The sequence below is a fragment of the Enterococcus hermanniensis genome, assembly GCF_001885945.1.
GTDB classification, from domain to species: domain Bacteria; phylum Bacillota; class Bacilli; order Lactobacillales; family Enterococcaceae; genus Enterococcus_A; species Enterococcus_A hermanniensis.
The window spans coordinates 222772-247799 of sequence record NZ_JXKQ01000004.1 but is presented as its reverse complement, the minus strand read 5'-3'; the positions used below and the strand labels follow the sequence as shown (position 1 = coordinate 247799).

Genomic DNA, 25028 nt, shown 5'->3' with positions numbered 1-25028 from the left:
ACTAAATTGTACTAAACCCGCGTCTTTTACAAGAATTGGAATCGGCTAAACTCACTGCTCTGCCAGATTTTCCATTCACACGTCTAATTTTCTCTTTTGGTTTATATTTTAACAGAAAAAGTGACTCAAAAAACCCATATGCCAGAATAGCCTTCTTAGCCATTATTTCGTTGACTTCGGAATCATCAACAAATCCGTGTAGAAATAAATTTCTATTTAGCGGATATTCACCCTGCTCATTTTTATACTCCATCCCTTCAACAAACCTATCAAAAAGATGAACTTTTTGATCAATGGTGATTTTAGATACCAACTCATCAAGATAGTCACTTTCTTCTTTAAGTACATTCATGTAATAATCATATCCACCTTTTCCAACCTTCAGTTTGGAATACTGTATCTTTGAATTCTCATTTTGTTGCATTTGTTTAATTCGGCTTTCGATTCTTTCAAGACAATATATAACAGTCGTTTTATACATTTGTACATTCAAAAGATAGTCTATTTGTATTAACTCCTTGTATGTTTTCAAAGATTTAGGAATAAAATCATTTAAATCATATCCATGTTCAACTTTAAAATCATTTAATAATTCTATTGCTGTTCTATTGGCTTCTGAAGCCGATTCAAACTCAAAAATAATAGGTAAATCTTCCAGTAAGAAAATCGGGAAATACCAATCATATTGAAGGAAACGGGAAAGTTTTCTTTTCTCTGCTTCCTTCATATTTTTAACCCAACCTTCGAAATCAATAGACGAAATTGCTTTTGATATTGATTCTGTCATAATCTTCATTGTTTGGATAACAGGTTCCATTTTTACTTGAAAATCCTTTAATGAATCTACAATAATTGAAACCATTCTTTTTGTGTTGCTTAAATCAGGTAAACGAATATTTTCAAAAAAATTCCAGGTATTGAAATTATTCGTAAAATTTTTTAAATAGACCTTCTGCATATCGTTTGGTTGATCACTGTTTAAATTTTCATTTATCTCAGTGTAATTTTTCAGATATTTCTCATTCATTAATATTGAGATTATATCTCCAATGACTTCAATTTTTTCTTGATATCCTTCAACTGACCCTAGAAGAATTTCATCAAGAGAAATTCTATTAATGTCAAAGATTACCTCTACTCCATCTCTTACAATTAGTAGCACGTATTTCTCAGATAAATCCTCATTTTCCTTGGTTATCCTTATTGTAATATCCGAGCTACTATCATCAGCTATTAGATTTAAATATCTCTGAAATAATAACACTTTGCTTTTTATTTCTTGCGAGGACTGTTCAGCCATGAATCCTTCCTGGAGGTATTTTTCTACATTTATTCTTATATTGTCTTTAGAAAGTGAATTCTTCAAAGCATCTTTCAACATAAGTATCATGAACATTTTTCTCCTTTACGCATATTTAATAAATGTACTATGAGTTTTCAGAACTAAAATAGTTTACATAAGAAATCCCCCAATTATTAAACTTCCTAACCAATGTCATATCAGCAGAATTTTCGACTAAATCAGTAATTTTATTAAGGGTACTCCTTTGTAATCTCCAAGCACTTTTTTGATCAATTGCTTGGATGTGTATATCCAAAAACTTACTTGCGTTTTTTTCTATATCCAAGAAGTGCTGACTTACCAACATACCAATACTACTCACTTTTATACTAAACTCATCATTCCCAATGATTTGAATAGCCTCATCCTCACTTAATAGAATTCTCCCATAATCAACAGCTGCTTGAATGCTACTTTCATCAAATAAGAAAATATGATTTATTCTAGAATCAATCTCTCCGATATCATCAAAATTTAGTTTTCGAGTTGTCAAGGCAACATTTCTGTATATGTTACTTAACTGTTTTCTTTGTTCATCGTTCTTTTCGTTTAAGAATAGCTCTTCATTATTAAGTAGACCCACTCTTCCGAAAACTTTACTACTCAGATTATTTGAAAACACGTTTTCAATCCATTTTTTTTGAGTTTCTTCAATAAAAATATTTTGATGTTCCTTTATTATATAGAGAAGATTTAAACTAGCCAAAAAAACAATAGATGAAATACTTATTTGATAATCAACTTCTGAATCATAAGATAATTCATCTCCAACATAGTATATAGAGCTTTTATCATTAAAAATTTGTAAATAGAATTCAAACATATCTGTTTCAGAAACAATTTGGGAGTAAATGAAGGGAGCATGAAATTGATGATATAAATTCTTAATTTCATTGTGTTGTTCAGTTCTGTCAAACCCCTTTAACACATTAGTAAATTCATCCAAAATACTCCCGCCTTCTAGATTTAGACTAAATGAAGTAAGTGGTTTCCCACTGCCAATATCCCCGCTTTCTCGATTCATTACTTTTTGTACTATAAAAGTTGAAAGTGGCTTTACTTCTATGAGCATAATTGATTCATCTTCAAATTCCACATAATCACCAATCGAAATACCTTGCATCAACAATTTGAAGTCTGAATTTGTTCCTTGAAATTCAAGATTATCAAAATTAGAAATATTCCATTCGCTAGGCACTAAAACTAACTCCCGAAACCCCTCTTTAGTTTTAAATTTAAACCAACTAAGGTCGACATCAAAATAAGTATCTAACGTTGTCTTTTCCTTAATTTCAATTAGGGCACTTTGAATTATAGAAAGATTCAATTCACTATTATTAAATCGGTCTTTTAGAACGAATTTTTCAATAGTTTGAAATCCTCTTTTAACATTTATACCAAATTTTATTTGTGCGAACGCACTATTAATCTCAAAAATAGTATTTACAGACTTCATACCTCTGTCGATTATTGCTTCTATGTCTGTCTTATCATTCATCTCTATTTTAGCAATTAGCACTTGTCCTAAAAAGTCATCAAAATGCCCTCGTCTATTTTTATAGAGTTTTAGTGTTGCCCTATATTGATTCGATCTATTATAAGCTTCGGATTTGTAGGCAAGCATTTTGTCGGAAAGCTCAGTATCAGAATAATTTCCAAGCACATCCAAACACTCTTTGGTTTTTCCATTAAATAGATACAAAGCGGTTATTATTTCATCTCCAATTTGTTTATTAACTTTACACATATCAAAATACAGTTTTTGGGCTAGTTCCAATTCATTATTTTGAAGCAGGAATGCAGCTATATCATCCATTTTTCTTTCATCGGGATATTTGCAAAACTGAATCTTGATTGATTCAAATGAATTTCCATAATTTTTATATCCCTTTTTTTTACGAGTATTCTCTAAATCAAGTAGAAGAGGTAAATCTAATTGATATTTGCTCACCAAATCCTGAATAACATTATCAAAATCTTCCTCTTTAATATTTTGATAATTTCTAACATTGCTTAAGTACATGTGTGTCATAAATCCAAAAAGTCTCTCATTTCCTAGACTTTCATTTGATGAAAAAAAACCACTTATATAATCTAAAACGTCTTTATAAAAAGATTTTCGTGTCAACAGCAAAATCCTAAACATAATCATATTAGTATTTTCAAAATCACTTGATAATTGATCTAAATAGTTTAATGCCTCGTCATAATTTGTCGATAGATAGAGCGCTCTTATTTTCCATTCACAAAGATATTTTTTTGTTGTATTTTTTTCCTCATTCGCTAATAAGTTATTTATAGTTTTTAGTCCTTCTTCTGGGTTTAAAAAAACTTTGGCCTCAAAATATAAATCCTCTAACCCAGGCATTTCAATTAACTCTTTTTTTTCAATTTTTCTTCTTAAAAATTCAATTTCCTTTATTAATAGATTTATTTTAGAATTGCTTTCCTCAGTTAGTTTCTGAAAATTGAAAAAACTACCGCTTGCTATTAATGAAAAATCTGAAAAAAGTTCCTTATACTTAAGCTCTATCATAAATGATTCTTCATTAAGTTGAGAAAAAATTTGAGAAGCCGCTTCAGAATTACCTATTGATAAGAAATATTCGCCTTTTAGATATTGCCAATCTCTACTGTCAGTTTGGTGAGTACCTATTAGCTCCCAAAATATACTTATCATTCTATTTTTTAAATAGTATTTAGCTTTGTACTTATTCTGTTTATCAGAAGATAAAGTCGTCTTTACAAATAATTTTTCCAAATCATAACTATCAAAATTTACCTCAATAAAGATTGAGTCATATACCTTATCAATAGTTTCTGAAATTTTTTTAACTTGACTCAAAGCTTCTCTAGCGGATTTATAATCCTCATTCGAGGCTAAATATCTTGCCTTAATCAATAATGCTAGATTTCTATTTTCTTCAGGTAATAATTCTAATAACTCTAATCTAATTATTTTTCCATAGATTTCGGCTAATCTAAAAGTATCAAATAGAATTGCTTGAGATAGAACTTCCATCATTTTTGCCTTTAAATCAATATTAAATTGTGAATCAGGATTTTTATATTCAAATAATTGGATACTTCTTTTTGAGTCTTCAACTACACTTTTATCAAAATCATTTTGAAATATTTCGATTGATGAGTTTCTATTTAGAAATGAGTCGAGTTTAGCATCTTTAAATCCATATACTTTCCGCCTTATTGCAATTTCACTAAACGTCTCATCCAAATCCGCCTCAAGACTTAACTCTTCTAATTCAATGACTCTTGTATTATTACCGCTAGCACCTAACTCGTTCAAAATCATTTCTAACTCTTTAGCATCCAAAAAACAATAAAATACCTTAGTTTTTATTAGATTTTCTTTTAATATCTCAACCAGAAAAATTACTACACCATCTTCATATTGAAAATTTTTGAAAGTATCCTTATCAAAATCATAAAATTTTGCTACCGATCTGGAAAAACACTCCACTTCTGTACCTTTCACCTGTACAGGTATACTACTCAAATATGATGATTTAGAATTTTCTTCATTGGAAAAGAGAATTGCTTTACCATCAAATGAAATTCCTTTATCCCCAGAAGCAATACTAGCATCAATTTTCCTAGACTGATTCAAAAACAATTCGTTTACTGCACTGACTGCCTTTTTTTTCTATTTTTGTATTATTCACTCTTAACACACTTCCTAACAAATCATAATCATTAATTCTCAAACCATTTATAAACATCATCAGGTGTCTTCTCGGCATACAACTTCATCAAGGCTGGTCGCATAGCTTGAAATATCTCCACCAATTCTTCTCCACTAAAAAGAGTAGAAAAGGATTTATCCGTCATATCTTGTGATAAATCAGAGATCATCTCTTTTGTCGCTTCATCGTCGCCTAGCATATTGATCAATTTACCTATCAAGTATTGTTCTGAGAATTCAATCGCTCCTTTTCTATCAAGGTTATCGATTCCACCTTTTAACATCTCAACAATCTTCTCTTTTTCGCCAAGCTTTATTTCGCCGCTCATTTGAATAAAATCGTTTGTATCCGAAGCAATAATTACCGTTGCCTCTTCTTTCTCTTTGTCAGTCAGTTCTTTCAATTTTTCCGAACTCGCAACTTGTTCATTCACTATATCGGATACATAACGAGTCATGATCTCTGGCAAAATATCCTCGAAGTAATCATCAATAAATTCCTCTCCCGGATAACCGATTTCATTTTCCCATCCTGGATTTTTAAAATCGCCAGTGAAGAATTCTTCTTTGATCTGGTTCACCACTTCTGGATAGGCTTTGATCAATTCACCCTGACCTTTTAAGGTAAAATAATCCGCAATGTATTCCTCTATATCACCGAAGTAAAACCAGCCCACCGATCGTCCACTGATTTTCGAGATTTTTTCGATTACCTCGAGCGGAGCTAAGTTATATCCTTGGACATACGAACTGATCGTTGGCTTGTTTAATCCTAAACAGCTGCCAAACTCTGTAAATGAAATATTCATTTCATCTTTGATCTATTTCAACAGCACGCCAACTGTATCCTTATTCAGTTGTAGTAATCCAAATACTTCTATCCTCCTATATGATTTCATATACAGCATAACACACGTATATCATAGTAGTCGTAGAGGACTTTTCTTTTTGAGCAAAAACATATATGAATTCGTACATTAGAAAGAAAAATGTTTATGCCTATCAAAATCAGTGATCTCTTTTTACTAAAAGAAAAACTAGAAAAAATACCTACTCACCAATGTCGAAAGATAGCACAAAAAAAAGACTAGAAACCTTGATTTAACAAGGTTTCTAGTCTCTAAATAATTCAGAAAAATTATTTAACAGTTACAGTTGCGCCAACTTCTTCTAAAGAAGCTTTAAGTGCTTCAGCGTCGTCTTTAGACACATCTTCTTTAACTGGTGCAGGAGCGCCATCAACTACAGCTTTAGCTTCTTTCAAGCCTAAGCCAGTTGCTTCACGAACTGCTTTGATAACTTTAACTTTTTGATCGCCAACAGCTGTTAATTCAACTGTGAATTCAGTTTGTTCTTCAGCAGCAGGGCCAGCAGCAGCACCAGCAGCAGCTACAGGAGCAGCAGCAGTTACGCCAAATTCTTCTTCGATAGCTTTAACTAAGTCGTTTAATTCTAAGATTGTCGCGCCTTTAAGTTCTTCGACAATGTTTTCAATGTTCAATGCCATTTTAAATTTCCTCCGTTTAGGTAAGTTTTTATTTTTTTATTTATGCAGCAATTAAGCTACTTCGTCTTCTTTTTCTGCGACTGCTTTCACAGCGTAAGCCACGTTGCGGACTGGCGCTTGAAGAACAGATAAAAGCATAGAAAGAAGTCCATCGCGGTTCGGTAGTTTTGCAAGAGCAGTAATTTCTTCAACAGAAGCTACTTTTCCTTCAATGATACCGCCTTTGATTTCAAGTTTTTCAGCTGAACTAGCGAACTCGTCGATAATTTTAGCTGGAGCAACGACATCCTCGTTACTGAACGCTACAGCAGTAGGTCCTGAGAATACGTCTTCTAATCCGTTCAAACCAGCTTTTTCAGCGGCACGAACTAAGATAGAGTTTTTGATAACTTTCATTTCAACGTTAGCGTCGCGTAATTGTTTACGTAGTTCAGTTACTTGTTCTACGGTCAAACCACGGTAGTCAACGATAACAGCTGAAGCAGCTGCGCTGAATTTTTCAGTGATTTCATCAACGATAGCAGCTTTTTTAGCGATTGTTACTTCACTCATTATATATTTCACCTCCTGATTTTGATGGGGAGAGTTTAGTGTAAATAGATACAAAAAAACTCCATGCCACCGTAGACATAGAGGGACTATTGAATGTTCTCAATAAACGTCCTCGGTAGGAAATTAAGACTTACGTCGCCTACTGTCTTCGGTACAGTTAATAATTAACCTCGACTAACTTACCATAGATAAGTTAGTCGAGTCAAGTCTTTTTTATAAATTAAATTAGAAAGAACCTTGTTCAACATGGATACCAGGTCCAAATGTTGTTGTTAATGAAATGTTTTTGATGTATTGACCTTTAGCAGTTGCAGGTTTTGCTTTTACTAAAGTTTCGTTGATTGTGTTAAAGTTTTCAATCAATTTAGCATCATCAAATGATACTTTACCGATTGGAACATGAACGTTACCAGCTTTGTCAACACGGTAAGTTACTTTACCAGCTTTAACTTCTTCAACCGCTTTTGTAACATCCATTGTTACAGTACCAGTTTTAGGGTTAGGCATTAAACCTTTAGGTCCAAGCACACGTCCTAATCGACCAACTGTAGCCATCATGTCAGGTGTCGCTACAACAACGTCAAAGCCAAACCATCCACCTTGGATTTTTGCAACCATGTCGTCGTCGCCAACGAAATCAGCGCCAGCAGCTTCTGCTTCTTTTGCTTTTTCGCCTTTAGCGAATACTAAAACAGTTTGAGTTTTACCAGTTCCGTTTGGAAGCACAACTGCTCCACGGATTTGTTGGTCTGCTTTTTTAGGGTCAACGCTTAATTTGTATGCAACTTCAACCGTTGCGTCAAATTTTGCGAAGTTTACTTCTTTTGCTAATGCTACTGCTTCTTCAACTGAGTAAGCTTTAGTAGTGTCAACTTTTTTTAATGCATCTTGCATTTTTTTGCTTTTTTTAGCCATTTTGTTTCCTCCTTGATGTGGTTATAACGGTAGAACCTCCCACGTGTTCCATATCTTTAGATAGGGAGCCAACTGAGAAGCTACTTTCTTGGGGGCTGCGAAAAATTATTCGACAGTGATACCCATGCTTCGTGCAGTTCCTTCAACCATGCGCATTGCTGATTCAACGTTAGCAGCGTTTAGGTCTTGCATTTTCAACTCAGCGATTTCTTTTACTTGATCGCTAGTAACTTTTGCAACTTTAGTTTTGTTTGGTTCGCCAGAACCTTTTTCAATGTTTGCAGCTTTTTTCAATAATACTGCAGCTGGCGGTGTTTTTGTAATGAATGTAAATGAACGGTCTTCATATACAGAGATTACAACTGGAATGATTAAACCTGCTTGATCAGCTGTACGAGCATTGAATTCTTTTGTGAATCCCATGATGTTAATACCCGCTTGACCTAGTGCAGGACCTACTGGGGGAGCTGGTGTTGCTTTACCTGCAGGAATTTGCAATTTAACTAATTTTTCTACTTTTTTTGCCACGAGACAAACCTCCTTGAGTCCGTGATGTGGTTAATTGGAGATCAAAATTTCTCCTCCCACTTAAAACCATGTGTGCGAAGACACACTTTGGTATTTTAGCAAATTTATTCATCGATTGCAAGCGTCAGCATCCATTGTTTAAATGTTTTGACAATAATAAAACGCTTCACAATCTCTTTAACTACTATGAGAATAACAAAATAAATTATTAATTTTACTATTTTCTGAAAACGTGTATGTTACACTATGATTGACTTGATGAGGATTTTCATCGGATAAATTAAGGAGGTTTAAAATAATGGAAGTTTTAAAATATCGAAGTGTTTTTGACATTATTGGTCCAGTAATGGTGGGCCCTAGTAGTTCTCATACCGCAGGCGCTGCGCGGATCGGAAAAGTTTGCCGCATGATCTTTGGGGAACGCCCTGACTCTATTGAATTTGATTTATATGAATCTTTTGCCAAAACCTATCGTGGTCACGGAACAGATATCGCTCTAGTGGGTGGTATTTTAGGTATGGAACCTGACGACCCTCGTTTATCCGACTCACTGAAAATTGCTCACGAACAAGGCATGGAAGTTTTATTTGTTCCTAAAAAAGAAATTGCAGATCACCCAAATACAGTAACCTTACGAATGATCAAAGGTGATCTAGAGATGTCGATCACTGGTGTCTCTATCGGTGGTGGTAACATCCAAATTACTGAGATGAATGGCTATAGTATTTCTCTTTCAATGGGAAGTCCGACTTATATCATTATTAATAAAGATGTCCCTGGTCTACTCTCGCGCGTTTCTACTATCTTTATGAAACATGGATTGAACATCGGTAAAGTAACGATGACGAGAAAAACTAGGGGTGAGCACGGTATCGTACTTTTAGAAATCGATGATACACCGGAAGATCCAGAAGGCTTGAGACAACAAATTAAATGCGAAGATGATGTATTAAGCGTTACTTACTTTAAATAGAAATTATTCGATTTATTCTTATTATTTCATTACATGAGACATAAAAATCATATATCACTTAGAAGTGGAGGAATCCCCATGTTTTATTCAATCCAAGAGCTTATTGAACAAGCAAAGGATTATTCATCGGTCGGCGAATTAATGATCACGACTGAAATGGAACTAACTGATCGTACCCGTGAAGAGATCATCGCGTTGATGGAGCGTAATCTTGAAGTCATGGAAAGCTCCATCGAAGAAGGCATCCAAGGTGTCGAATCGGTAACAAGAATCACTGGCGGTGATGCAAAACGCATGAATGATTATATCGAGAGCGGTAAATTCATGAGTGGAGATACTATTTTAAAAGCAGTCCGAAATGGGATCGCTGTAAATGAAGTCAACGCTAAAATGGGCTTAGTTTGTGCAACACCGACAGCTGGAAGTGCGGGTGTCTTACCTGGTGTATTGATGGCAGCCCGTGAAAAATTACATCTATCTCACGAACAACAACTTGATTTTCTATTTACTGCCGGTGCCTTTGGCTTAGTTATGGCCAATAACGCATCAATTTCAGGTGCCGAAGGCGGTTGCCAAGCGGAAGTCGGTTCAGCAAGCGCAATGTCTGCTGCAGCTTTAGTCACTGCAAATGGCGGAAATCCGGAAATGGCCGCCAATGCTTTAGCGATTACATTAAAAAATGTGATGGGTCTTATCTGTGATCCAGTCGCTGGTTTAGTGGAAGTTCCTTGTGTCAAACGAAACGCCATGGGCGCATCCCAAGCCTTTATCTCTGCCGACATGGCTTTAGCTGGTATCCGAAGTGTGATTCCACCCGATGAAGTCGTGGAAGCCATGTATAAAGTTGGTCGGGCAATGCCACAAATCTTCAAAGAAACAGCGGAAGGCGGCGTAGCAACTACGCCTACCGGTCTTCGTTTGCAACGTCAAGTTTTTGGTGAACCTGAAAAAGCAACGGTCTAAATTAATTCAAACAAACAGGCTGCTGAATTGAATTCAGCAGCCTGTTTTTATTTGGACAATCCCTCATGGATTTTTTCTAGGTTCCATTTCATCATTTTATAATAACTATCCCCCGAACCACCCTTCTTAGAAAGTGAATCCGTATAGAGTGTACTATAGATCGGAACATCGACTTCTTTGGATAGCCGCTCCATGCTACGCTTATCGACACTTGTTTCGACAAATAAAGAAGGAACATGCGAGCCTCGTACACTTTCCACAATTTGTTTCATTTGTTCAGGTGTCCCCTGACTTTCTGTATTAATCTCCCAAATATAAGCAGCCTTTAAATCATAGGCCTTTGAAAAATACTTAAAGGCGCCTTCACTGGTTACCAATAATTTTTTCTCCGCCGGAATATCTGCAAATTCCGCTTTAGCTGATTGATCCAATTTTTTTAATTTTTCAATATACGCATCGGCATTTTTTTGATAACTTGCCTGATTATCAGGATCTTTTTCACTTAAAACCGTTTGGATCTCTTTAACATATAAAATACCGTTGGCGATATCCAACCAAGCATGAGGATCTTCTTGCTTACTATTGGTCAAGTGGATGGCTTCTACGTTTTTACTTACTGCGAAATAGTCTTGATCCGCTTTTTTCTTGGCTGTTGTCATTAATTTTTCAAACCAACCATTTCCTGTTTCTAGATTTAATCCGTTGTAAAAAATAATTTGAGCTTTACTCGCTTGTTTGATATCTTCTGGCAGCGGCTCATATTCATGAGGATCAGTACCTTCCGGGACGATACTATGAAGACTGACCTTTTCTTTTCCAACTTCTTTTACCATATCCGCAATAATTGAATTGGTCGCTACTACGGTTAATTTATTCTGCTCATCAGTAGTAGCTTGTTCAGAACTTTTAGTCCCACATCCGGCTAGAAACATCACGGCTAAAATACTGACGAAAATTAATCCTTTATACCTCATCTACTCGCTCCTTTTTGATTTGCTGAAACAATCCCTTTGTTGGTGAAAATAAAAATACCAACATGAAAAATACAGCCGCAGTCATTACAATCGTTGCTCCTGAAGGCAAGTTATAACTATAACTAAAATACAAGCCAATCATAGCACTCAATACACCAAAAACGGTCGACAAACCAATCATTATCGATAATCGATTAGTTAGTAAATAAGCTGTTGCTGCCGGCGTGATCAGCATGGCGATCATAAGAATCGTACCAACTGTTTGTAAAGACGTCACCGCAACTAAGGTCAGTAAAAACATTAACCCATAATTGATCCAGCCAATATTCCAACCATAAGACTGCGCCATTGTTGGGGCAAATGAACTCAGTTTTAATTGCTTATAAAATAGACCGACGACGATAACAACGATGCCCATCACAATCGCTGTCAGATACATATCTGAATCACGGACTGCCAAAACATTTCCAAATAAAATATGATACAAATCTGTAGCGCTGCGAGCAAAGGAAATCAAAATAATTCCTAAAGCAAAGAAGGAACTAAAAACGATCCCAATCGCGGTATCATTCTTCAATCGACTGTGTTTTCCGATAAAACCGATCAATGCCGCTGAAAAGACACCAAAAAATGTTGCGCCGATAATATAGCTGCTACCTAACATATAGGATATTGCGACTCCTGGCAGTACTGCGTGAGAAATCGCATCCCCCATCAAAGACATTCCTCGCAAAATAATGAATGAGCCGATGACTCCCGCTGAAATCCCCACCATTACTGAAGTCAACAAGGCATTTTGTAAAAACTGATAGTCAGCTAAGCCTTGAAAAAAATCATACAGCAAACCCAGCACCTCCATTATTCAACATTTGAGTAATGTCATTTCCATAGGTCTTTTCCATATTTGATATAGTATAGGTTCGTTCGACTGGGCCTGATGCAACCAACTCTTTATTCAGTAGAATAACCTCGTCAAAATACTCATTCACTTTGTGAAGGTCGTGATGGACGATTACGATTGATTTTCCCTCATCGCGTAAATTTTTCAATAGCTGAATAATGATCCTTTCACTCGTCGCATCGATTCCAGCGAAAGGTTCATCTAATAAAATCCACTCTGCTTTTTGTGCTAAAGCTCGAGCGATGAAGACTCGCTGTAATTGTCCACCGGACAACTCACTGATTTGCCGATCAGCAAATTCTGCCAAGCCGACTTTTTCTAAACACTCTGTAGCAAATTTTTTCTCTTTTTTTCCTGGTCGTTGAAATATTTTCAAATGCGGATAAGTACCAAACAAAACCACTCCGAAAACATCGATAGGAAAGCTTAAATCGATATCTTGTCGTTGCTCAACATAAGCAATTTTTTTGCGTTCTTTGACTAAAGGTTGTTTTCCATAAGTCACCTACCCAGATTGAAGCTTCACCAATTCTAAAATACCTTTTAGCAAAGTTGACTTTCCTGCACCATTAGGACCGATGATCCCAGTCATTTTTCCTGACGTCAAAGTTAAATTTATTTTTTTCACTGCTAACTTTCCTCGGTAAGCAACAGATAATTCTTTAATAAATATATTCTCCATAGTTTCCCTCTTTCTATTTTTAGGTTAGCCTAACTTTAGTATTAATAATAGACTAAAAAGAAAGCGGGTGCAATCAAATCAAAAAAAATCACTAAAGAAAGTTAACTTTCTTTAGTGATTTTTACTTAATTATTTATTTCAGCGTTACATTTTTAATTTCTTCAATCGTTTTTGTCCCAGCCAATTGCATTGTAATGGCCAATTCTTTATTTAAATGTTCAAAGACGGATGTAACACCTTCAGCACCGCCTAAATTTAAGCCATAAATCACCGGACGACCAATAGCGACCAAATCAGCACCACTAGCCAATGCTTTGAAGACATGTTCACCACGACGAACACCGCTATCAAATACAATCGGAACACGCTTATTCACGACAGCAGCAATCAACGGTAAAACATCAAAAGAGGCTGGCCCACCATCTAGTTGACGACCACCATGATTGGATACCCAAATACCATCTGCACCAGCAGCAATGGCCACTTCTGCATCTTCTGGGGCTTGGATTCCCTTAACAAAAACAGGTAAATCCGTTAACTCTTTGATTTTCTTGATGTCTTCAGGAATCAAACCTTGTTTTGCTGCAGCGTAAATTTCAGCGATACCTTTGCCTGCACCATCTCCGCTAGCGCTTTGTTCACTATAAGCAGCTAAGTTAGGCATGGGTAGTGGAAACTGGAAGTCATTGATGATATCTTCTTCCCGATAACCACCTAAGGTTGAATCAGCTGTTAAAATAATTGCTTTAGCGCCCGCATGAACGGCTTTATTTAAAATGAATTCATTAAATCTATCGTCTTTACTCATATATAATTGAAAGAATTGAGGTGCTTCTGGGGCTGATGCTGCCGCAGCTTCAATCGTTGTATTTGCGTAAGTACTGATAGAAAAAATTGAACCGGCTGCCGCTACACCTTTAGCAGTATCAGCTTCTCCTTTTTCATGTGCCAATCCCTGTGCAGCAGAAGGCGCTTGAATAATCGGAGTCGAAAGATCAATGTTCCATAATTTAGTCGTTAAATCCGCATGATCCACACCACGTAATACACGGGGCATGATCGTTTTATTATTGAATGAAGAGGTATTTTCTTTCATTGTCCATTCATCTTCTGAGCCGCCGCGAATATACCCAAAGGCTCCTTTATCCATACGTTCTTTGACCCGTTTTTCTAATGAAGCAATATTGACAATTTCAATTGGATGCTCTTCGTTACTTGTTTGATAAACCATGATAATTCCTTCTTTCATTTAATTACATGGATTATTTTAATACTCTTACTAAAAGTAAGCAAATAATTATACTTCTATCTCCATAAAAATTTTATCACTGCTTTATCGACTGCGGAATTTTCATGCAACTGACTGTGCTGCGCCTGTTGCCCTGTGAATATTTGTTCCGTGACTTGGTTGCCATGGGCCTTCAATAATGCATATGGAGCCAAAGCACTAGTTAACGGAACCGTTCCATCTGAAGTAGCCTGGTCATCCGCTTTTCCAGCAATTAATAAAAAAGTAGTTGTCACAGGTATATTGGTGACGCCTGAACGATAATCTGTGTATCGACTCGATTGCTGACTTGGCCCATTTTGTAATAATTCATCGACTGTTTGTTCAGTCGCTGTATCGGTAAAATCATTAAAAGGAGCTCCAATCGCAATTAATCTTTGAACATTCGATGCATCTGTTGGTTGACCGTATGTCGTTAAGTAACGTAGAGAACTGACACCCCCCATTGAATGACCCACTAAATTGACTTGATCAGCACCTGCTTGCTTTAGATATTTTAATACCGTATAGATCCATTCTGTTTGATTCCACTCATTATCTTGGTTTGCTGCAAATAAAACTTGAACACTTGGATTCACTTTTTCTTGATTTAGTTGGCCCTCTACTTGCAAAGTACCATCTGCTTCGACTGTGATCACTAATTCTTTTTTTGTTTCTCCAGCTTTTTCCAGCCGTTGAATCATACCACCAAAAGAATTGACTGTTCCACCATACCCGTGGATAAAAACAGTTGGTGTTGATGACTTAAGTGGTGTTACTTTTTTTTGCTGAGTACTAGTAGTTGTTTTATCGACCGATTTTTTTGTTTTTGTTTGACTTGTTCTACATCCAGCTAGCATGAAAATAGTGAGCATAGCTAGCAAACTAATCATCCATTTTTTCATTTTCCACACACTCTCTCCTACGTACACAAAGTTTATTACTATTATACCTCAGCAATAAAAAAAGCTGAGACGCTTGTCCCAGCTTTAATAATTAAATTTTATCGATTTGATCGAAGTCTAATTCAGTACTTGTTTCACGACCGAACATATCAATGTTCGCTTTGATTTTATCACGTTCGTCATCGATTTCCGTGATTACTCCTTCAAGACCAGCAAAAGCACCTTCGATGATTTTAACTGTTTCACCCACTTCAACATCAATATCATGTTGACGAGTACTCATACCTAATGAACGCAAGATATGGTTGATTTCTTCTGGCATCAATGGTGCTGGTTTGCTTCCGGCTCCATGTGAACCAACAAATCCAGTTACGCCTGGAGTGTTACGAACAACGTACCAAGAATCATCTGTCATAACCATTTCAACTAAAACATAACCAGGGAAAGTTTTATGGACGATTTCTTTTTCTTTGCCGCCTTTAACCTCTGTCTCAGTTTCTTCAGGTACAACGACACGGAAAATATAATCTTCCATGCGCATGCTTTGGGCACGGGACTCAATATTTGCTTTTACTTTGTTTTCATAGCCGGAATAAGTATGCAAGACATACCATTGTTTTTCAAAAGTTTCCATTCTCGTAATCGGCTCCTCGTTCTAAAATAAAAAAACCTCAGCATCCCCAAGGTTTTTTCTCACAAGTAGTATAACATGCTTTTTTTGAATTGGCTACTAGCGAATCACTAAATTAATCAGTGCTTGGATCGCCGTATCCATGATGAAAAACATCAATGCAAAGATGATCGCTGTTTCGATAACAACCAATGAATCATGGCGCAATTGTTTTTTTGAAGGCCATGAAACTAATTTCATTTCTTCTTTTACGCTGCGTAAAAAATTCAATCGAATATCCTCCTACCATATATTTAGCAATAAATCGCTCTAGATGACTGACAATAATCACAGTCTAATAACCAATAAAAAAATTATTTAGTTTCTTTATGTTTCGTATATTGATTGCAATGCTTACAAAATTTATTAATCTCTAAACGCTCACCGCGTTTGCCTTCACTAATTGCCTTTGTGTAATTTCTTGAACCACACACAGTGCAGGCTAGAGCCGCTTTCTTTGATGCCACAGCGATCCCTCCTCACAAAGTTACAAACTAACAGTATCATCAAATATTTTTCCTGTCAATCCACCAACGAATAAATAACTGCTTATTTGTTATTAAACAGCAAACTAAATAAATCTTTTTAAAATAAATTTCTTTCTTTAGTAGAATATGATAATATGATGAAAGAATGAATTGCTTTATTGGAGGGCTATTGGATGTTATTAAAAAGTCTCGTTTATCCCAAAGAGAATTTGACCACTATTAATGAATCAACAACACTACAAGAAGCGCTAGATATCTTAGAAGGTACTGGTTTTCGATGTGTTCCGATTCTTGATGAGAGCAACCAAATTTTCCGAGGCAATATTTATAAAATGCACATTTATCGGCACAAATCAAACGGTGGTGATATGACACTACCAGTCACCCACTTACTAAAAAATGCCACAAAATTTATTTCGTTAGATACATCTTTTTTCCAAATCTTCTTTACAATCAAAGAATTACCTTACATAACAGTTCTAGATGAAAATCATCACTTTTACGGCATCCTTACTCATAGTACGTTGTTAAATATGCTCTCCCAATCTTGGAACATCCAAACCGGTAGCTATGTCTTAACAGTTGTTTCTGAAGGAAAACGTGGTGATTTAGCGATGATGGCGAAATGTATTTCAAAATTCACTCCAGTTGCTAGCTGCATCACTTTAGATGTCGGCAAAGATTTCAAAGGTCGTAGGACATTGTTTACCTTACCTGCAGGTGTCGATGAAAACAAATTGAATCAGATTATTGATTATCTTGAACGAAAACATTTTGAGATTCAAGACGTTGAAGCTCTCTCAATGCATGAGTAATAAAAAAGACAGCCCCTCTGATCGGGGCTGTCTTTTCTTATACTCTTTTTGCAAAATTCAAACGTTTATCTATATAATACATGATTGGTGCTGAGATAGTCATAATGATTGCTTCACTTAACGCAGTCCAACCGTATGTTGGCCAAAATGGCAACTGCAAGGTCAGATTCAACATTAATGCAATCAAAAACATGCTGGCGCTAAAGAAAACCACATTCAACGCTAAACGTACTTTTGTATTTTTTACGATATTTTGTAACGCGGCTGTTAAGGCTAAAGCTAATAGTGTTTGTCCTCCACCGAAGACCACATCCAACCAGCCCATACCAAAAATCGCATTATAGATGATGACGCCCCCAAAAATTCCCCATAAGTACTTCCGATTGAATACAACTAAATGATTCAAACTTTCTGAAATACGAAATTGGATAGCGCCCGATGCAACCGGTGAAACTAAAATTGTCAGTGCTAAATAGAGCGCCATAATAATTCCATTAACGACAACAACGTTCACACGTCTTTTTTCTACCACATTCATGAAAAGTCCTTCTTTCTCCGAGTTTTTTTAAAGCGGGATGGTTGATGAACCGCTTCGGGTATTATAACACATTATCCAGGCAGTGTAATTCTCTCTATTTTGTTTGTTCACTAGATTTTTTACTATAAGATAGAAAAATTGAGTTTCGTTTAATGTCAGTGATACAATCAATTCAAGAATTATTTTAAATGGAGGTTGATGGAAATAATGCTAGGGATCGATCATGAATTAGAAGAGTTGTACCAACAAGCTAAAGTAAACGGACACGCTACGATTAAAGGCCGTTGGACATCCACAAACTACAATTGTTGTAGCACACGAGCACCATTAATTGAAAAATATAGAATCGAATACCATGATACTGAAGCTTCTTTATTTATTTGGCATATACTCGCCGTAAAAATCCATCATTGCTCAAAAACAATTGAAGTCTATGAGGATGATATTTTTACAAATTATGACAAAAAAATCATTGAGTGGTTCATTCAAAAAGATGACGCTCTTACAAACTAAACAAATATCCAATGATAAGAAGCCGGCCTCGCCTATCACATATTATTATTTTACTTGTCTTACTAATCGATGAGTAAAAAATAATCCAATTTTATACAGTTCCTTCCATTACTCTGTTATAATCAGTTTTTGAAAGGATCGAGGTCATGAATTTTCATTATCATATATTAATTAATCCCGCTGCTGGTAGTGGCAACGGAGCAAAAAAAGCTGAAAAAATCATCCAATTGATGGATGCTGGAAATTATACTTATACACCGTATTATACTAAAAAACCTGGAGACGAACGAGAAATCGTTACCCGTTTATCAGAATTATTAAGTATCTGGTCACCCAGTTGTGAACAAGATCATGTAGATACTTCTTTTCATCTATTAGTCGTTATCGGTGGGGATGGGACGCTTCATGAAGTAGTCAATCAGTTCTATCTTTTAGACATCGAACGTCCGGTAAGTTATGTACCTGCTGGATCAGGAAATGATTTTGCTCGAGGAATCGGTTTATCTCGTGATCCGCAGAAAGCCTTTGAACAAATCGTTTCTGCTACTCAGCCCCAACCAATCAATGTTTTTCGTTACGATGAAAAAATTCGTGACGAGCAAGGCATTGTTTTGAATAATATCGGTATCGGTTTGGACGCTCTGATCGTTGCAACAACTAATGCTTCTACTTCAAAAAAATTATTGAATAAATACCACTTAGGATCGACTTCTTACGCCCTATATCTTTTAAAAGCAATTTTTACGCAAAAGACATTTCCAATTTTAGTTGAGTTAAATGGGCAAAGTTTGGATTTTGAACGAACATTTTTGTGTACAACAACAAACATTCCGTATTTTGGCGGTGGTGTCGCGATTGCTCCAATGGCAGACCCTCGAAAAGATTTGATTGATTTAGTTGTTGTAGAAAAACCAAATTTACCGGCTATTTTACGATTCTTGATCCAATTAGTCCGACAGAAACATACGAATAATAAGCATTATCAGCATTTCACCAGCAGTCGTTTGCGAATCGTCTCAGTCAGTCCAGAACATGGGCAAGCAGATGGTGAAACGATGGGCGAACGCTCATTTGATCTAAACTTCTCAACGGCTACTCAATACATTTGGTATACAGAAAAAAGGACAGAAAATAAATCTTAAGATTTATTTTCTGTCCTTTTAATTACATAAACAATGCGGGGGTGACACCTTCCATTCCAATCATTGGATCAATGGTTTGACTAGCTACTAAGCTTGGTGTTAACACGGTAGAGCTTTTGATCGTATCAGAAAGCTCTTCGGGATCTTTCTTTTGTTCTTCAGCTTTAAAAGGTTCTACTTTTGGTTTTGCTGGTGCTGTTTCTGTGCCCGTCAAAATTCGTTCGATTAATGTTGTTTTACGAACGGCAGACTCTCTCGTCACACAAGATTGAAAAGCTTCTTCTTCACCTAATAAAATCAATAAGTCTTTGCTTCTAGTGACTGCTGTATACAACAAATTGCGTTGTAGCATTCGCGAATATTGTTTGACCATCGGCAAAAGTACCATTTTGAACTCGCTACCTTGCGACTTATGGATCGAACAGCAATAGGATAATTTGATTTTATTCCATTCCGAACGTTTGTAACTTACTTCATTGTTATCGAACTGGATCACTAGTTCATCAACTTTGTCGTCTGATTCTTTGGCTGGAATGATCCCTACGATCATGCCCATGTCACCATTGAAAACATTCAATTCTGGATTATTGACTAGTTGCAGGACTTTGTCTCCGATTCGATAGACGACATCATTCCATTGGACTTCTTTTTTACGGCCATCATTTGGATTAAAAATTTCTTGCATCATTTTATTGATCGCATCGATCCCAGCCGGCCCGCGATACATTGGAGCTAGGACTTGAACATCTTGAGCTGTATAGCCTTTTTTCTTAGCCCGTTCAACGATTTGACGGACAACTTCTTCCATTTGAAAGGCATGGCAAGCAATAAACGAGCGGTCTGTTTGATTTTTCCTGAAATCACTCGGCAATTTCCCATCTTTGATCTCATGTGCTAAAGGAATGATCGAAGAGCCATCACCTTGGCGATAGATATCCGTCAATTCCATTTTTGGAATCGCTTCGCTTTGCAACAAATCATGGAAAACTTGCCCTGGTCCAACTGATGGCAATTGGTCTTTATCTCCAACAAAAATAACTTGCATATTATCAGGAATCGATTTTAATAAGGTATTCGCCAACCAAGTATCGACCATCGACATTTCATCCACGATCAAAAGACCGCCATCTAATTCTTTGGCTTCGATATCCGGTGTGTCGTCATGACCATTCAGCCCCAACAATCGATGGATCGTACTGGCCGGTAATCCTGTCGTCTCATTCATCCGCTTGGCTGCTCGCCCAGTCGGCGCAGCTAAAAGAATCGGAAAAATCGCATTAGTGTAATCTTTAGGATCCAAAGATAAGCCATTTAATTCAGCAAATAGCTTTACGATTCCATTGATTACGGTTGTTTTACCCGTTCCCGGTCCACCAGTCAAAATAAATAAAGGCGAACGAATCGCTTCTTTGATTGCTTCATCTTGTGAATCACCATAAGTGATTTTTAACTGTTTCTCAATGATCCGTAATTTTTTTTCAATCGTTGTTTTAGGATAGTTGATTTCTTTTTTACGTGCTAACAGACGCTCGATCGAAGCCGCAATCCCCCACTCACTATAATACAATGTATTCTCATAAATCTTGGTTGCTTCTTGCTGGATTTTTTCTTCTTCAACTAGTTGGATGATCGTTGTCGCGATCCGATCTGGAGCGATCTCTATCGGACGAGCTGTTTCTAATAATTGCAAGACTTCCGACAATAATTGTTGTGCTTCTGCATAGGTATCCCCACTCTGATTGGCATTTTCAGTTACTTGGTGTAAAATCGCTGCTCGAATTCGTTGGGTACTATCCGCTGCAATCCCTAGTTGCTCTGCGATGGCATCGGCTTTTTTAAAGCCTACACCTTCGATATCTTCCACTAGTTGATAAGGATTTTCTGTAATTACTTCTAAAGCTTCATTTCGATATTTTTGAAAAATCGCGAAAGAGAGTTGACTCCCAAAACCATAACGGCTTAAGCCTACAATGATTTTTTCCATGCCATGATTTTGTTTGATCGTATCGACAATGATCTTTTGTTTTTTGATGTTCAGGTTAGGAATCTTAGCTAAAACTGCTGGATTATCAATAATTTGATCAATAGCTTCTTCGCCTAAGATTTCAACAATTTTTTCAGCTGTTTTCTTACCGATACCAGGAAATTTATCACTGGAAAGATAGCTGATCACCCCATTTGCCGACGTTGGTTGTGCTTGTTCATAACTTTCAACTAAAAATTGTTTACCATATCGAGGATGATCGACAAAATGCCCAAAGAAACGATATTCTTCATCTTCTTGCACATCGCCAAAACTACCAGTGACTACGATTTCCTTTTCTAAATAATCACTATTGGTATCTCGGACATCGATCAGCAAGACTTTGTAGAAATTACTCGCATTTTGGAAAAAAACCACTTTTAGCGTACCTACGATATATAGTTGTTCTTCTGACATTTTGCTCCTCCTTTCTATGCTTAACGGTTAAAGCAATGCATCTGGTTTTGAACCAAGTCCCTCTAAAAAGCGGACATCGTTCCATTGGATCATTTTATACGGTGGTTGGCTCGCATCAGCTTCTAAAATCGTCAAACTATTATTATATAACCCACCCATATCACGAAGTTCTGCTAATGGTTTCCCCGTCAATGATTGGATCGCTGCGGTCAACGCGGCACCGTGACCGACAAAAAGCAGTGGGCCTTCTTTTGCCTCGGTAACAGCTTTTTCAACGAACTGATTAATCCTTTGCAACATATCTTCGATTGGCTCACCATCAAACGGTGTTGGATCATATAAATCTAAATGCTGACGTAAATGCACCATATCTTTTGGATAGCGTTCTTCAATCACAGGGATCAATTGCCCCTCTAAAGTTCCTAATCCAAGTTCTCTTAGGTCATCTGTACGAATGATTTCTACTGGTGTAGCTAATTGTTTGTTGATTCCTTCTGCTGTTAGATATGCTCGTTTCAAACTACTCGTATAAATCTTTTCAAAAGAGATATCTTTCAATTCTTGTCCTAACGCATCGATTGCAGTTAAACTTTCTGGTAATAAAGGCGAATCTCCCATCATGCCTTGAAAACGTTTTTCATCATTCCAACGTGTTTTACCATGTCGTGTAAAATAAAGTTTCATCTAAACGCCCTTTCTTGATACATCGTATTAGTCTAATTTATCGTGTTCATAGTGATGAGCTAATTCTAAGTTAGGAAATGCTTGTTGACGCAAAGCTTCATAGACGACTAATGCAACTGTATTAGATAAATTCAGAGAACGAACATGTTCGTCATTCATTGGTATTCGTAAACATTTTTCTGAGTTTTCACGCATGAATTCTTCTGGCAAACCGGTTGTTTCTTTTCCAAACATGAAGAAGTGATCTGCATCATCCGTGTAGTCGATTTCAGAGTAAGTCGCATTTGCAAACTTAGTGATTAGGTGAAGCTGACGATCTTCTAAAAATTCTAAAAAGGCTGCTAGATCCTTATGATATGTAATATTGACATCATTCCAATAATCAAGACCCGCACGTTTCAAGTGTTTATCATCAGTAGAAAATCCTAATGGCTCGATCAAATGTAGTGGTGAATTTGTCGCTGCGCACGTGCGTGCGATATTACCAGTGTTCGCTGGGATTTGTGGTTCAAATAAAACGATATGATTTGTCATGGTGACTCTCCTCATTCCTTAGATCAAATTTTTAGCATTTATTTTTATCTGTTATCAGCAGTGGCTTTTATTTAGTAATGCTACTTATTCACCACGTTATTATACCGCTAATGTCATCAATATGTAGTTGATTTTGACCAAAAAAAAAACGTACCAACTCGGTGTCTAGCACGGCGAGTCACTACGTTAGTGAAGTACTTTTCACTAACTTTTATCAGAACAGGAACCTGATAAAAACCAATGAAAAACAACTTGTTTGTACTATAACATCACGAAGTAACAAATGCAACCTTCTATTTTCAGAATTTTTAATGAAAGCGATTACTCTAATAACCTTTTAATACTTCTACATCAATTGTTATTTTCTTTAACGGGTCTGCTGCCAAGCCTGCTTTGACCTCATCAGAGACCTTCCATTCTAATGGCGACATTTCTAATATATCTAAACGACGTTCTTCAGGAATCTCAAATTCATAAGTCACACGTTCACGTTGAGTGATTGTTAATTCCTCTGTAAATCGCTGAATGACCGCTTCGTTTGAATACGCTGGGCCATCTGGATGGTAGATCGCTCGTAATTCTTGTAAATAGTCCGATTGTGGGACCACCTTTACCACACAACCGTCTGACTTTAATACACGTTTGAACTCACGATAGTGTGAAGGTGAAAATATATTTAAAATCGTATCAAAAGACTGATCTGCAAAAGGCAAATTCGTTAAATCTGCAACACACCAAAAAGCATCCAATGGTTGATTGCTCGCAAGATAGATTCCTTCCTTTGCGATGTCAAATCCAATCGTGACTGGATTTTCTTTTAACTGGCTGATTTGACGGAGAAAACTGCCTTCCCCACAGCCTACATCTAATACGTTCCCAGTTTGGATAAAATCAGCTATTTTTTCGATCACTGGTTGATACATTCCAGAACGAATCATTCTTCCTCGCGGATCGAACATCTCATGATCATAGTCCGTTTTGATTTGATGGGCTAAAAAGTAGAGCGTGCCTTTTTTTGAAAGATCAAAACGATGACCTTTTTCACAAACTAAACTCTTTTCATTTTGAAGCATTTTTTCATGGCAATTTGGGCAGCGAAAAAGCTGTTGTTGTTCAGCTAAAAATAACGCACCTTTATCAATTTTTTTTAACATCTTTCCACTTCCTTTTTTGTTATCATAGCATAGTTCTTTTATTCCTACTATCATCCAGATATGCTACACTATACTGGAGATATCAGTCAGCTTTTTTTGATTCAAAGACTATTATTTTTTGTATTACCATTAATTACCGAATCAAAAGACAGTCTGTATCAGGATCAACATTTTAACTCAGGAGGAAACAAAAATGATCAAAGAATTTTGTGCTGAAAATTATACGGATATCCCTAAGGCCATCCAAGCCGGAGCAAATCGCATCGAACTATGCGATAACCTAGCCGCCGGTGGAACAACGCCTAGCATGGGTGTAATCGAAGAGGTCTTGGCTTATGCTGGAGAAAAACATGTTCCGATCATGACGATGATCCGACCAAGAGGTGGAAACTTCGTATACAATGATATCGAATTAAAAATTATGGAAAATGATTTGATCCATGCAAAAAATGCCGGAACAGATGGGGTCGTTTTTGGCTGTCTTACGGAAGATCATGAAGTCGATGAAGAAGCCTTAGAAATGTTGATTGGCAACAGTGAGGGGTTAATGACGACTTTCCATATGGCTTTTGATGAACTTTCGAAAGCGGAACAATTCAAAACGATCGATTGGTTTGTAAAGTTGGGCATCGATCGTATCTTAACTCACGGAGGTCCCTTAAATACACCGATCGAGGAAAACCTGCCACATCTGAAAGAATTAGTCGATTATGCAGCTGGTCGCATCATCATATTACCTGGTGGTGGGATCAATGCTGAAAATGCTGAAAAAATCGCTACTGAATTAGGAATCAATGAAGTTCATGGCACGAAGATCGTCACTTTTTAAACAAAAAAA

General features: G+C 36.5%; 25 protein-coding genes, 1 pseudogene and 1 other annotated feature. Of the genes and pseudogenes, 6 read left to right on the top strand and 20 right to left on the bottom strand.

What is annotated here, in order from left to right; translation table 11 throughout:
• Position 1 precedes the first annotated feature (1 nt).
• From RV04_RS06605 to rplK, 7 genes are all read right to left on the bottom strand, one after another.
• Positions 2-1390 carry a hypothetical protein gene (locus tag RV04_RS06605; protein ID WP_071857675.1) on the bottom strand — a complete coding sequence of 463 codons (1389 nt, stop codon included), beginning with the start codon at positions 1388-1390 and terminating at the stop codon, positions 2-4.
• A gap of 37 nt (positions 1391-1427) precedes the next feature.
• Positions 1428-4976 (bottom strand): hypothetical protein, encoded by a 3549-nt coding sequence (locus tag RV04_RS06600; RefSeq protein WP_143139493.1) that lies wholly within the window; start codon positions 4974-4976, stop codon positions 1428-1430.
• An 80-nt stretch (positions 4977-5056) separates the two neighbouring features.
• Positions 5057-5854, bottom strand: coding sequence for a helix-turn-helix domain-containing protein (locus RV04_RS13535; RefSeq protein ID WP_245791063.1), 798 nt, complete (start codon positions 5852-5854; stop codon positions 5057-5059).
• 329 nt (positions 5855-6183) lie between these two features.
• A complete protein-coding gene (gene rplL / locus RV04_RS06590) occupies positions 6184-6552 on the bottom strand; it encodes a 50S ribosomal protein L7/L12 (protein WP_071857673.1) in 369 nt (122 codons plus the stop codon).
• A gap of 51 nt (positions 6553-6603) precedes the next feature.
• A complete protein-coding gene (rplJ, locus tag RV04_RS06585) occupies positions 6604-7104 on the bottom strand; it encodes a 50S ribosomal protein L10 (RefSeq protein ID WP_071857672.1) in 501 nt (166 codons plus the stop codon).
• A gap of 43 nt (positions 7105-7147) precedes the next feature.
• Positions 7148-7274, bottom strand: a sequence feature (ribosomal protein L10 leader region).
• A gap of 55 nt (positions 7275-7329) precedes the next feature.
• Positions 7330-8019, bottom strand: coding sequence for a 50S ribosomal protein L1 (rplA, locus tag RV04_RS06580; protein ID WP_071857671.1), 690 nt, complete (start codon positions 8017-8019; stop codon positions 7330-7332).
• Between the two features lie 105 nt (positions 8020-8124).
• Positions 8125-8547 carry a 50S ribosomal protein L11 gene (rplK, locus tag RV04_RS06575; RefSeq protein WP_071857670.1) on the bottom strand — a complete coding sequence of 141 codons (423 nt, stop codon included), beginning with the start codon at positions 8545-8547 and terminating at the stop codon, positions 8125-8127.
• A 298-nt stretch (positions 8548-8845) separates the two neighbouring features.
• On the opposite strand from rplK, the gene sdaAB reads away from it, so the two are divergent.
• Positions 8846-9520: an L-serine ammonia-lyase, iron-sulfur-dependent subunit beta gene (sdaAB, locus tag RV04_RS06570; protein ID WP_071857669.1), complete on the top strand. Its 675-nt coding sequence runs from the start codon at positions 8846-8848 to the stop codon at positions 9518-9520.
• Between the two features lie 78 nt (positions 9521-9598).
• On the top strand, positions 9599-10483 hold the full coding sequence (gene sdaAA / locus RV04_RS06565) for an L-serine ammonia-lyase, iron-sulfur-dependent, subunit alpha (RefSeq protein ID WP_071857668.1): 885 nt from the start codon (positions 9599-9601) through the stop codon (positions 10481-10483).
• 47 nt (positions 10484-10530) lie between these two features.
• Here the strand turns inward: sdaAA and efaA are convergent, their stop codons facing one another.
• The 8 genes and pseudogenes from efaA to rpmG all read right to left on the bottom strand — a co-directional run bounded on the left by efaA (position 10531) and on the right by rpmG (position 16349).
• Positions 10531-11457, bottom strand: a complete 927-nt coding sequence (efaA, locus tag RV04_RS06560; RefSeq protein WP_071857667.1) for an Mn/Fe ABC transporter substrate-binding lipoprotein EfaA — start codon at positions 11455-11457, stop codon at positions 10531-10533.
• On the bottom strand, positions 11447-12301 hold the full coding sequence (locus tag RV04_RS06555; protein ID WP_071857666.1) for a metal ABC transporter permease: 855 nt from the start codon (positions 12299-12301) through the stop codon (positions 11447-11449). The genes efaA and RV04_RS06555 overlap by 11 nt, the downstream gene beginning before the upstream one ends.
• A pseudogene (locus RV04_RS06550) lies at positions 12291-13040 on the bottom strand (metal ABC transporter ATP-binding protein). Before RV04_RS06550 ends, RV04_RS06555 begins: the two are co-directional and overlap by 11 nt.
• Positions 13041-13173: 133 nt before the next feature.
• The gene (locus RV04_RS06545) at positions 13174-14271 is read right to left on the bottom strand and encodes a lactate oxidase (protein ID WP_071857665.1); all 1098 of its coding nucleotides are present in this window, start codon (positions 14269-14271) and stop codon (positions 13174-13176) included.
• 74 nt (positions 14272-14345) lie between these two features.
• Complete coding sequence (locus RV04_RS06540) at positions 14346-15212, bottom strand: alpha/beta fold hydrolase (protein ID WP_071857664.1); 867 nt, start codon at positions 15210-15212, stop codon at positions 14346-14348.
• Positions 15213-15303: 91 nt separating this feature from the next.
• Positions 15304-15846, bottom strand: a complete 543-nt coding sequence (nusG, locus tag RV04_RS06535) for a transcription termination/antitermination protein NusG (RefSeq protein WP_071857663.1) — start codon at positions 15844-15846, stop codon at positions 15304-15306.
• Positions 15847-15942: 96 nt separating this feature from the next.
• Positions 15943-16113, bottom strand: a complete 171-nt coding sequence (secE, locus tag RV04_RS06530) for a preprotein translocase subunit SecE (protein WP_071857662.1) — start codon at positions 16111-16113, stop codon at positions 15943-15945.
• A gap of 83 nt (positions 16114-16196) precedes the next feature.
• Positions 16197-16349: a 50S ribosomal protein L33 gene (gene rpmG, locus RV04_RS06525; RefSeq protein ID WP_071857661.1), complete on the bottom strand. Its 153-nt coding sequence runs from the start codon at positions 16347-16349 to the stop codon at positions 16197-16199.
• Between the two features lie 194 nt (positions 16350-16543).
• Between rpmG and cbpA the strand changes: the two genes are divergently transcribed.
• Entirely contained in the window at positions 16544-17185 is a 642-nt protein-coding gene (gene cbpA / locus RV04_RS06520; RefSeq protein WP_071857660.1) for a cyclic di-AMP binding protein CbpA, read from the top strand.
• A gap of 37 nt (positions 17186-17222) precedes the next feature.
• Here cbpA and RV04_RS06515 read toward each other — a convergent pair whose 3' ends face one another.
• Positions 17223-17723, bottom strand: a complete 501-nt coding sequence (locus RV04_RS06515; RefSeq protein WP_071857659.1) for a QueT transporter family protein — start codon at positions 17721-17723, stop codon at positions 17223-17225.
• A 198-nt stretch (positions 17724-17921) separates the two neighbouring features.
• Between RV04_RS06515 and RV04_RS06510 the strand changes: the two genes are divergently transcribed.
• Both RV04_RS06510 and RV04_RS06505 read left to right on the top strand, forming a co-directional pair.
• Complete coding sequence (locus tag RV04_RS06510; RefSeq protein WP_245791062.1) at positions 17922-18236, top strand: hypothetical protein; 315 nt, start codon at positions 17922-17924, stop codon at positions 18234-18236.
• A 146-nt stretch (positions 18237-18382) separates the two neighbouring features.
• On the top strand, positions 18383-19378 hold the full coding sequence (locus RV04_RS06505) for a diacylglycerol/lipid kinase family protein (protein WP_071857657.1): 996 nt from the start codon (positions 18383-18385) through the stop codon (positions 19376-19378).
• Between the two features lie 22 nt (positions 19379-19400).
• Here the strand turns inward: RV04_RS06505 and recD2 are convergent, their stop codons facing one another.
• From recD2 to RV04_RS06485, 4 genes are all read right to left on the bottom strand, one after another.
• On the bottom strand, positions 19401-21818 hold the full coding sequence (gene recD2 / locus RV04_RS06500; RefSeq protein WP_071857656.1) for an SF1B family DNA helicase RecD2: 2418 nt from the start codon (positions 21816-21818) through the stop codon (positions 19401-19403).
• Positions 21819-21845: 27 nt separating this feature from the next.
• Complete coding sequence (locus RV04_RS06495) at positions 21846-22502, bottom strand: histidine phosphatase family protein (protein ID WP_071857655.1); 657 nt, start codon at positions 22500-22502, stop codon at positions 21846-21848.
• A gap of 27 nt (positions 22503-22529) precedes the next feature.
• Positions 22530-23036, bottom strand: a complete 507-nt coding sequence (gene trmL, locus RV04_RS06490) for a tRNA (uridine(34)/cytosine(34)/5-carboxymethylaminomethyluridine(34)-2'-O)-methyltransferase TrmL (RefSeq protein WP_071857654.1) — start codon at positions 23034-23036, stop codon at positions 22530-22532.
• Between the two features lie 326 nt (positions 23037-23362).
• Positions 23363-24190 carry a methyltransferase domain-containing protein gene (locus tag RV04_RS06485; protein WP_071857653.1) on the bottom strand — a complete coding sequence of 276 codons (828 nt, stop codon included), beginning with the start codon at positions 24188-24190 and terminating at the stop codon, positions 23363-23365.
• A gap of 193 nt (positions 24191-24383) precedes the next feature.
• Between RV04_RS06485 and RV04_RS06480 the strand changes: the two genes are divergently transcribed.
• Positions 24384-25019: a copper homeostasis protein CutC gene (locus tag RV04_RS06480; protein ID WP_071857652.1), complete on the top strand. Its 636-nt coding sequence runs from the start codon at positions 24384-24386 to the stop codon at positions 25017-25019.
• The last annotated feature ends 9 nt before the right edge of the window (positions 25020-25028 follow it).

Coding starts and splice junctions, on each gene's coding strand:
- rplL (WP_071857673.1), bottom strand. CDS start 6,552: ATGGCATTGAACATTGAAAACATTGTCGAAGAACTTAAAGGCGCGACA.
- RV04_RS06605 (WP_071857675.1), bottom strand. CDS start 1,390: ATGATACTTATGTTGAAAGATGCTTTGAAGAATTCACTTTCTAAAGAC.
- nusG (WP_071857663.1), bottom strand. CDS start 15,846: ATGGAAACTTTTGAAAAACAATGGTATGTCTTGCATACTTATTCCGGC.
- sdaAB (WP_071857669.1), top strand. CDS start 8,846: ATGGAAGTTTTAAAATATCGAAGTGTTTTTGACATTATTGGTCCAGTA.
- RV04_RS06510 (WP_245791062.1), top strand. CDS start 17,922: ATGGAAATAATGCTAGGGATCGATCATGAATTAGAAGAGTTGTACCAA.
- RV04_RS06540 (WP_071857664.1), bottom strand. CDS start 15,212: ATGAAAAAATGGATGATTAGTTTGCTAGCTATGCTCACTATTTTCATG.
- RV04_RS06485 (WP_071857653.1), bottom strand. CDS start 24,190: ATGTTAAAAAAAATTGATAAAGGTGCGTTATTTTTAGCTGAACAACAA.
- RV04_RS06515 (WP_071857659.1), bottom strand. CDS start 17,723: ATGAATGTGGTAGAAAAAAGACGTGTGAACGTTGTTGTCGTTAATGGA.
- rplA (WP_071857671.1), bottom strand. CDS start 8,019: ATGGCTAAAAAAAGCAAAAAAATGCAAGATGCATTAAAAAAAGTTGAC.
- RV04_RS06480 (WP_071857652.1), top strand. CDS start 24,384: ATGATCAAAGAATTTTGTGCTGAAAATTATACGGATATCCCTAAGGCC.
- RV04_RS06545 (WP_071857665.1), bottom strand. CDS start 14,271: ATGGTTTATCAAACAAGTAACGAAGAGCATCCAATTGAAATTGTCAAT.
- efaA (WP_071857667.1), bottom strand. CDS start 11,457: ATGAGGTATAAAGGATTAATTTTCGTCAGTATTTTAGCCGTGATGTTT.
- RV04_RS13535 (WP_245791063.1), bottom strand. CDS start 5,854: ATGAATATTTCATTTACAGAGTTTGGCAGCTGTTTAGGATTAAACAAG.
- rplJ (WP_071857672.1), bottom strand. CDS start 7,104: ATGAGTGAAGTAACAATCGCTAAAAAAGCTGCTATCGTTGATGAAATC.
- cbpA (WP_071857660.1), top strand. CDS start 16,544: ATGTTATTAAAAAGTCTCGTTTATCCCAAAGAGAATTTGACCACTATT.
- RV04_RS06495 (WP_071857655.1), bottom strand. CDS start 22,502: ATGAAACTTTATTTTACACGACATGGTAAAACACGTTGGAATGATGAA.
- recD2 (WP_071857656.1), bottom strand. CDS start 21,818: ATGTCAGAAGAACAACTATATATCGTAGGTACGCTAAAAGTGGTTTTT.
- RV04_RS06505 (WP_071857657.1), top strand. CDS start 18,383: ATGAATTTTCATTATCATATATTAATTAATCCCGCTGCTGGTAGTGGC.
- trmL (WP_071857654.1), bottom strand. CDS start 23,036: ATGACAAATCATATCGTTTTATTTGAACCACAAATCCCAGCGAACACT.
- sdaAA (WP_071857668.1), top strand. CDS start 9,599: ATGTTTTATTCAATCCAAGAGCTTATTGAACAAGCAAAGGATTATTCA.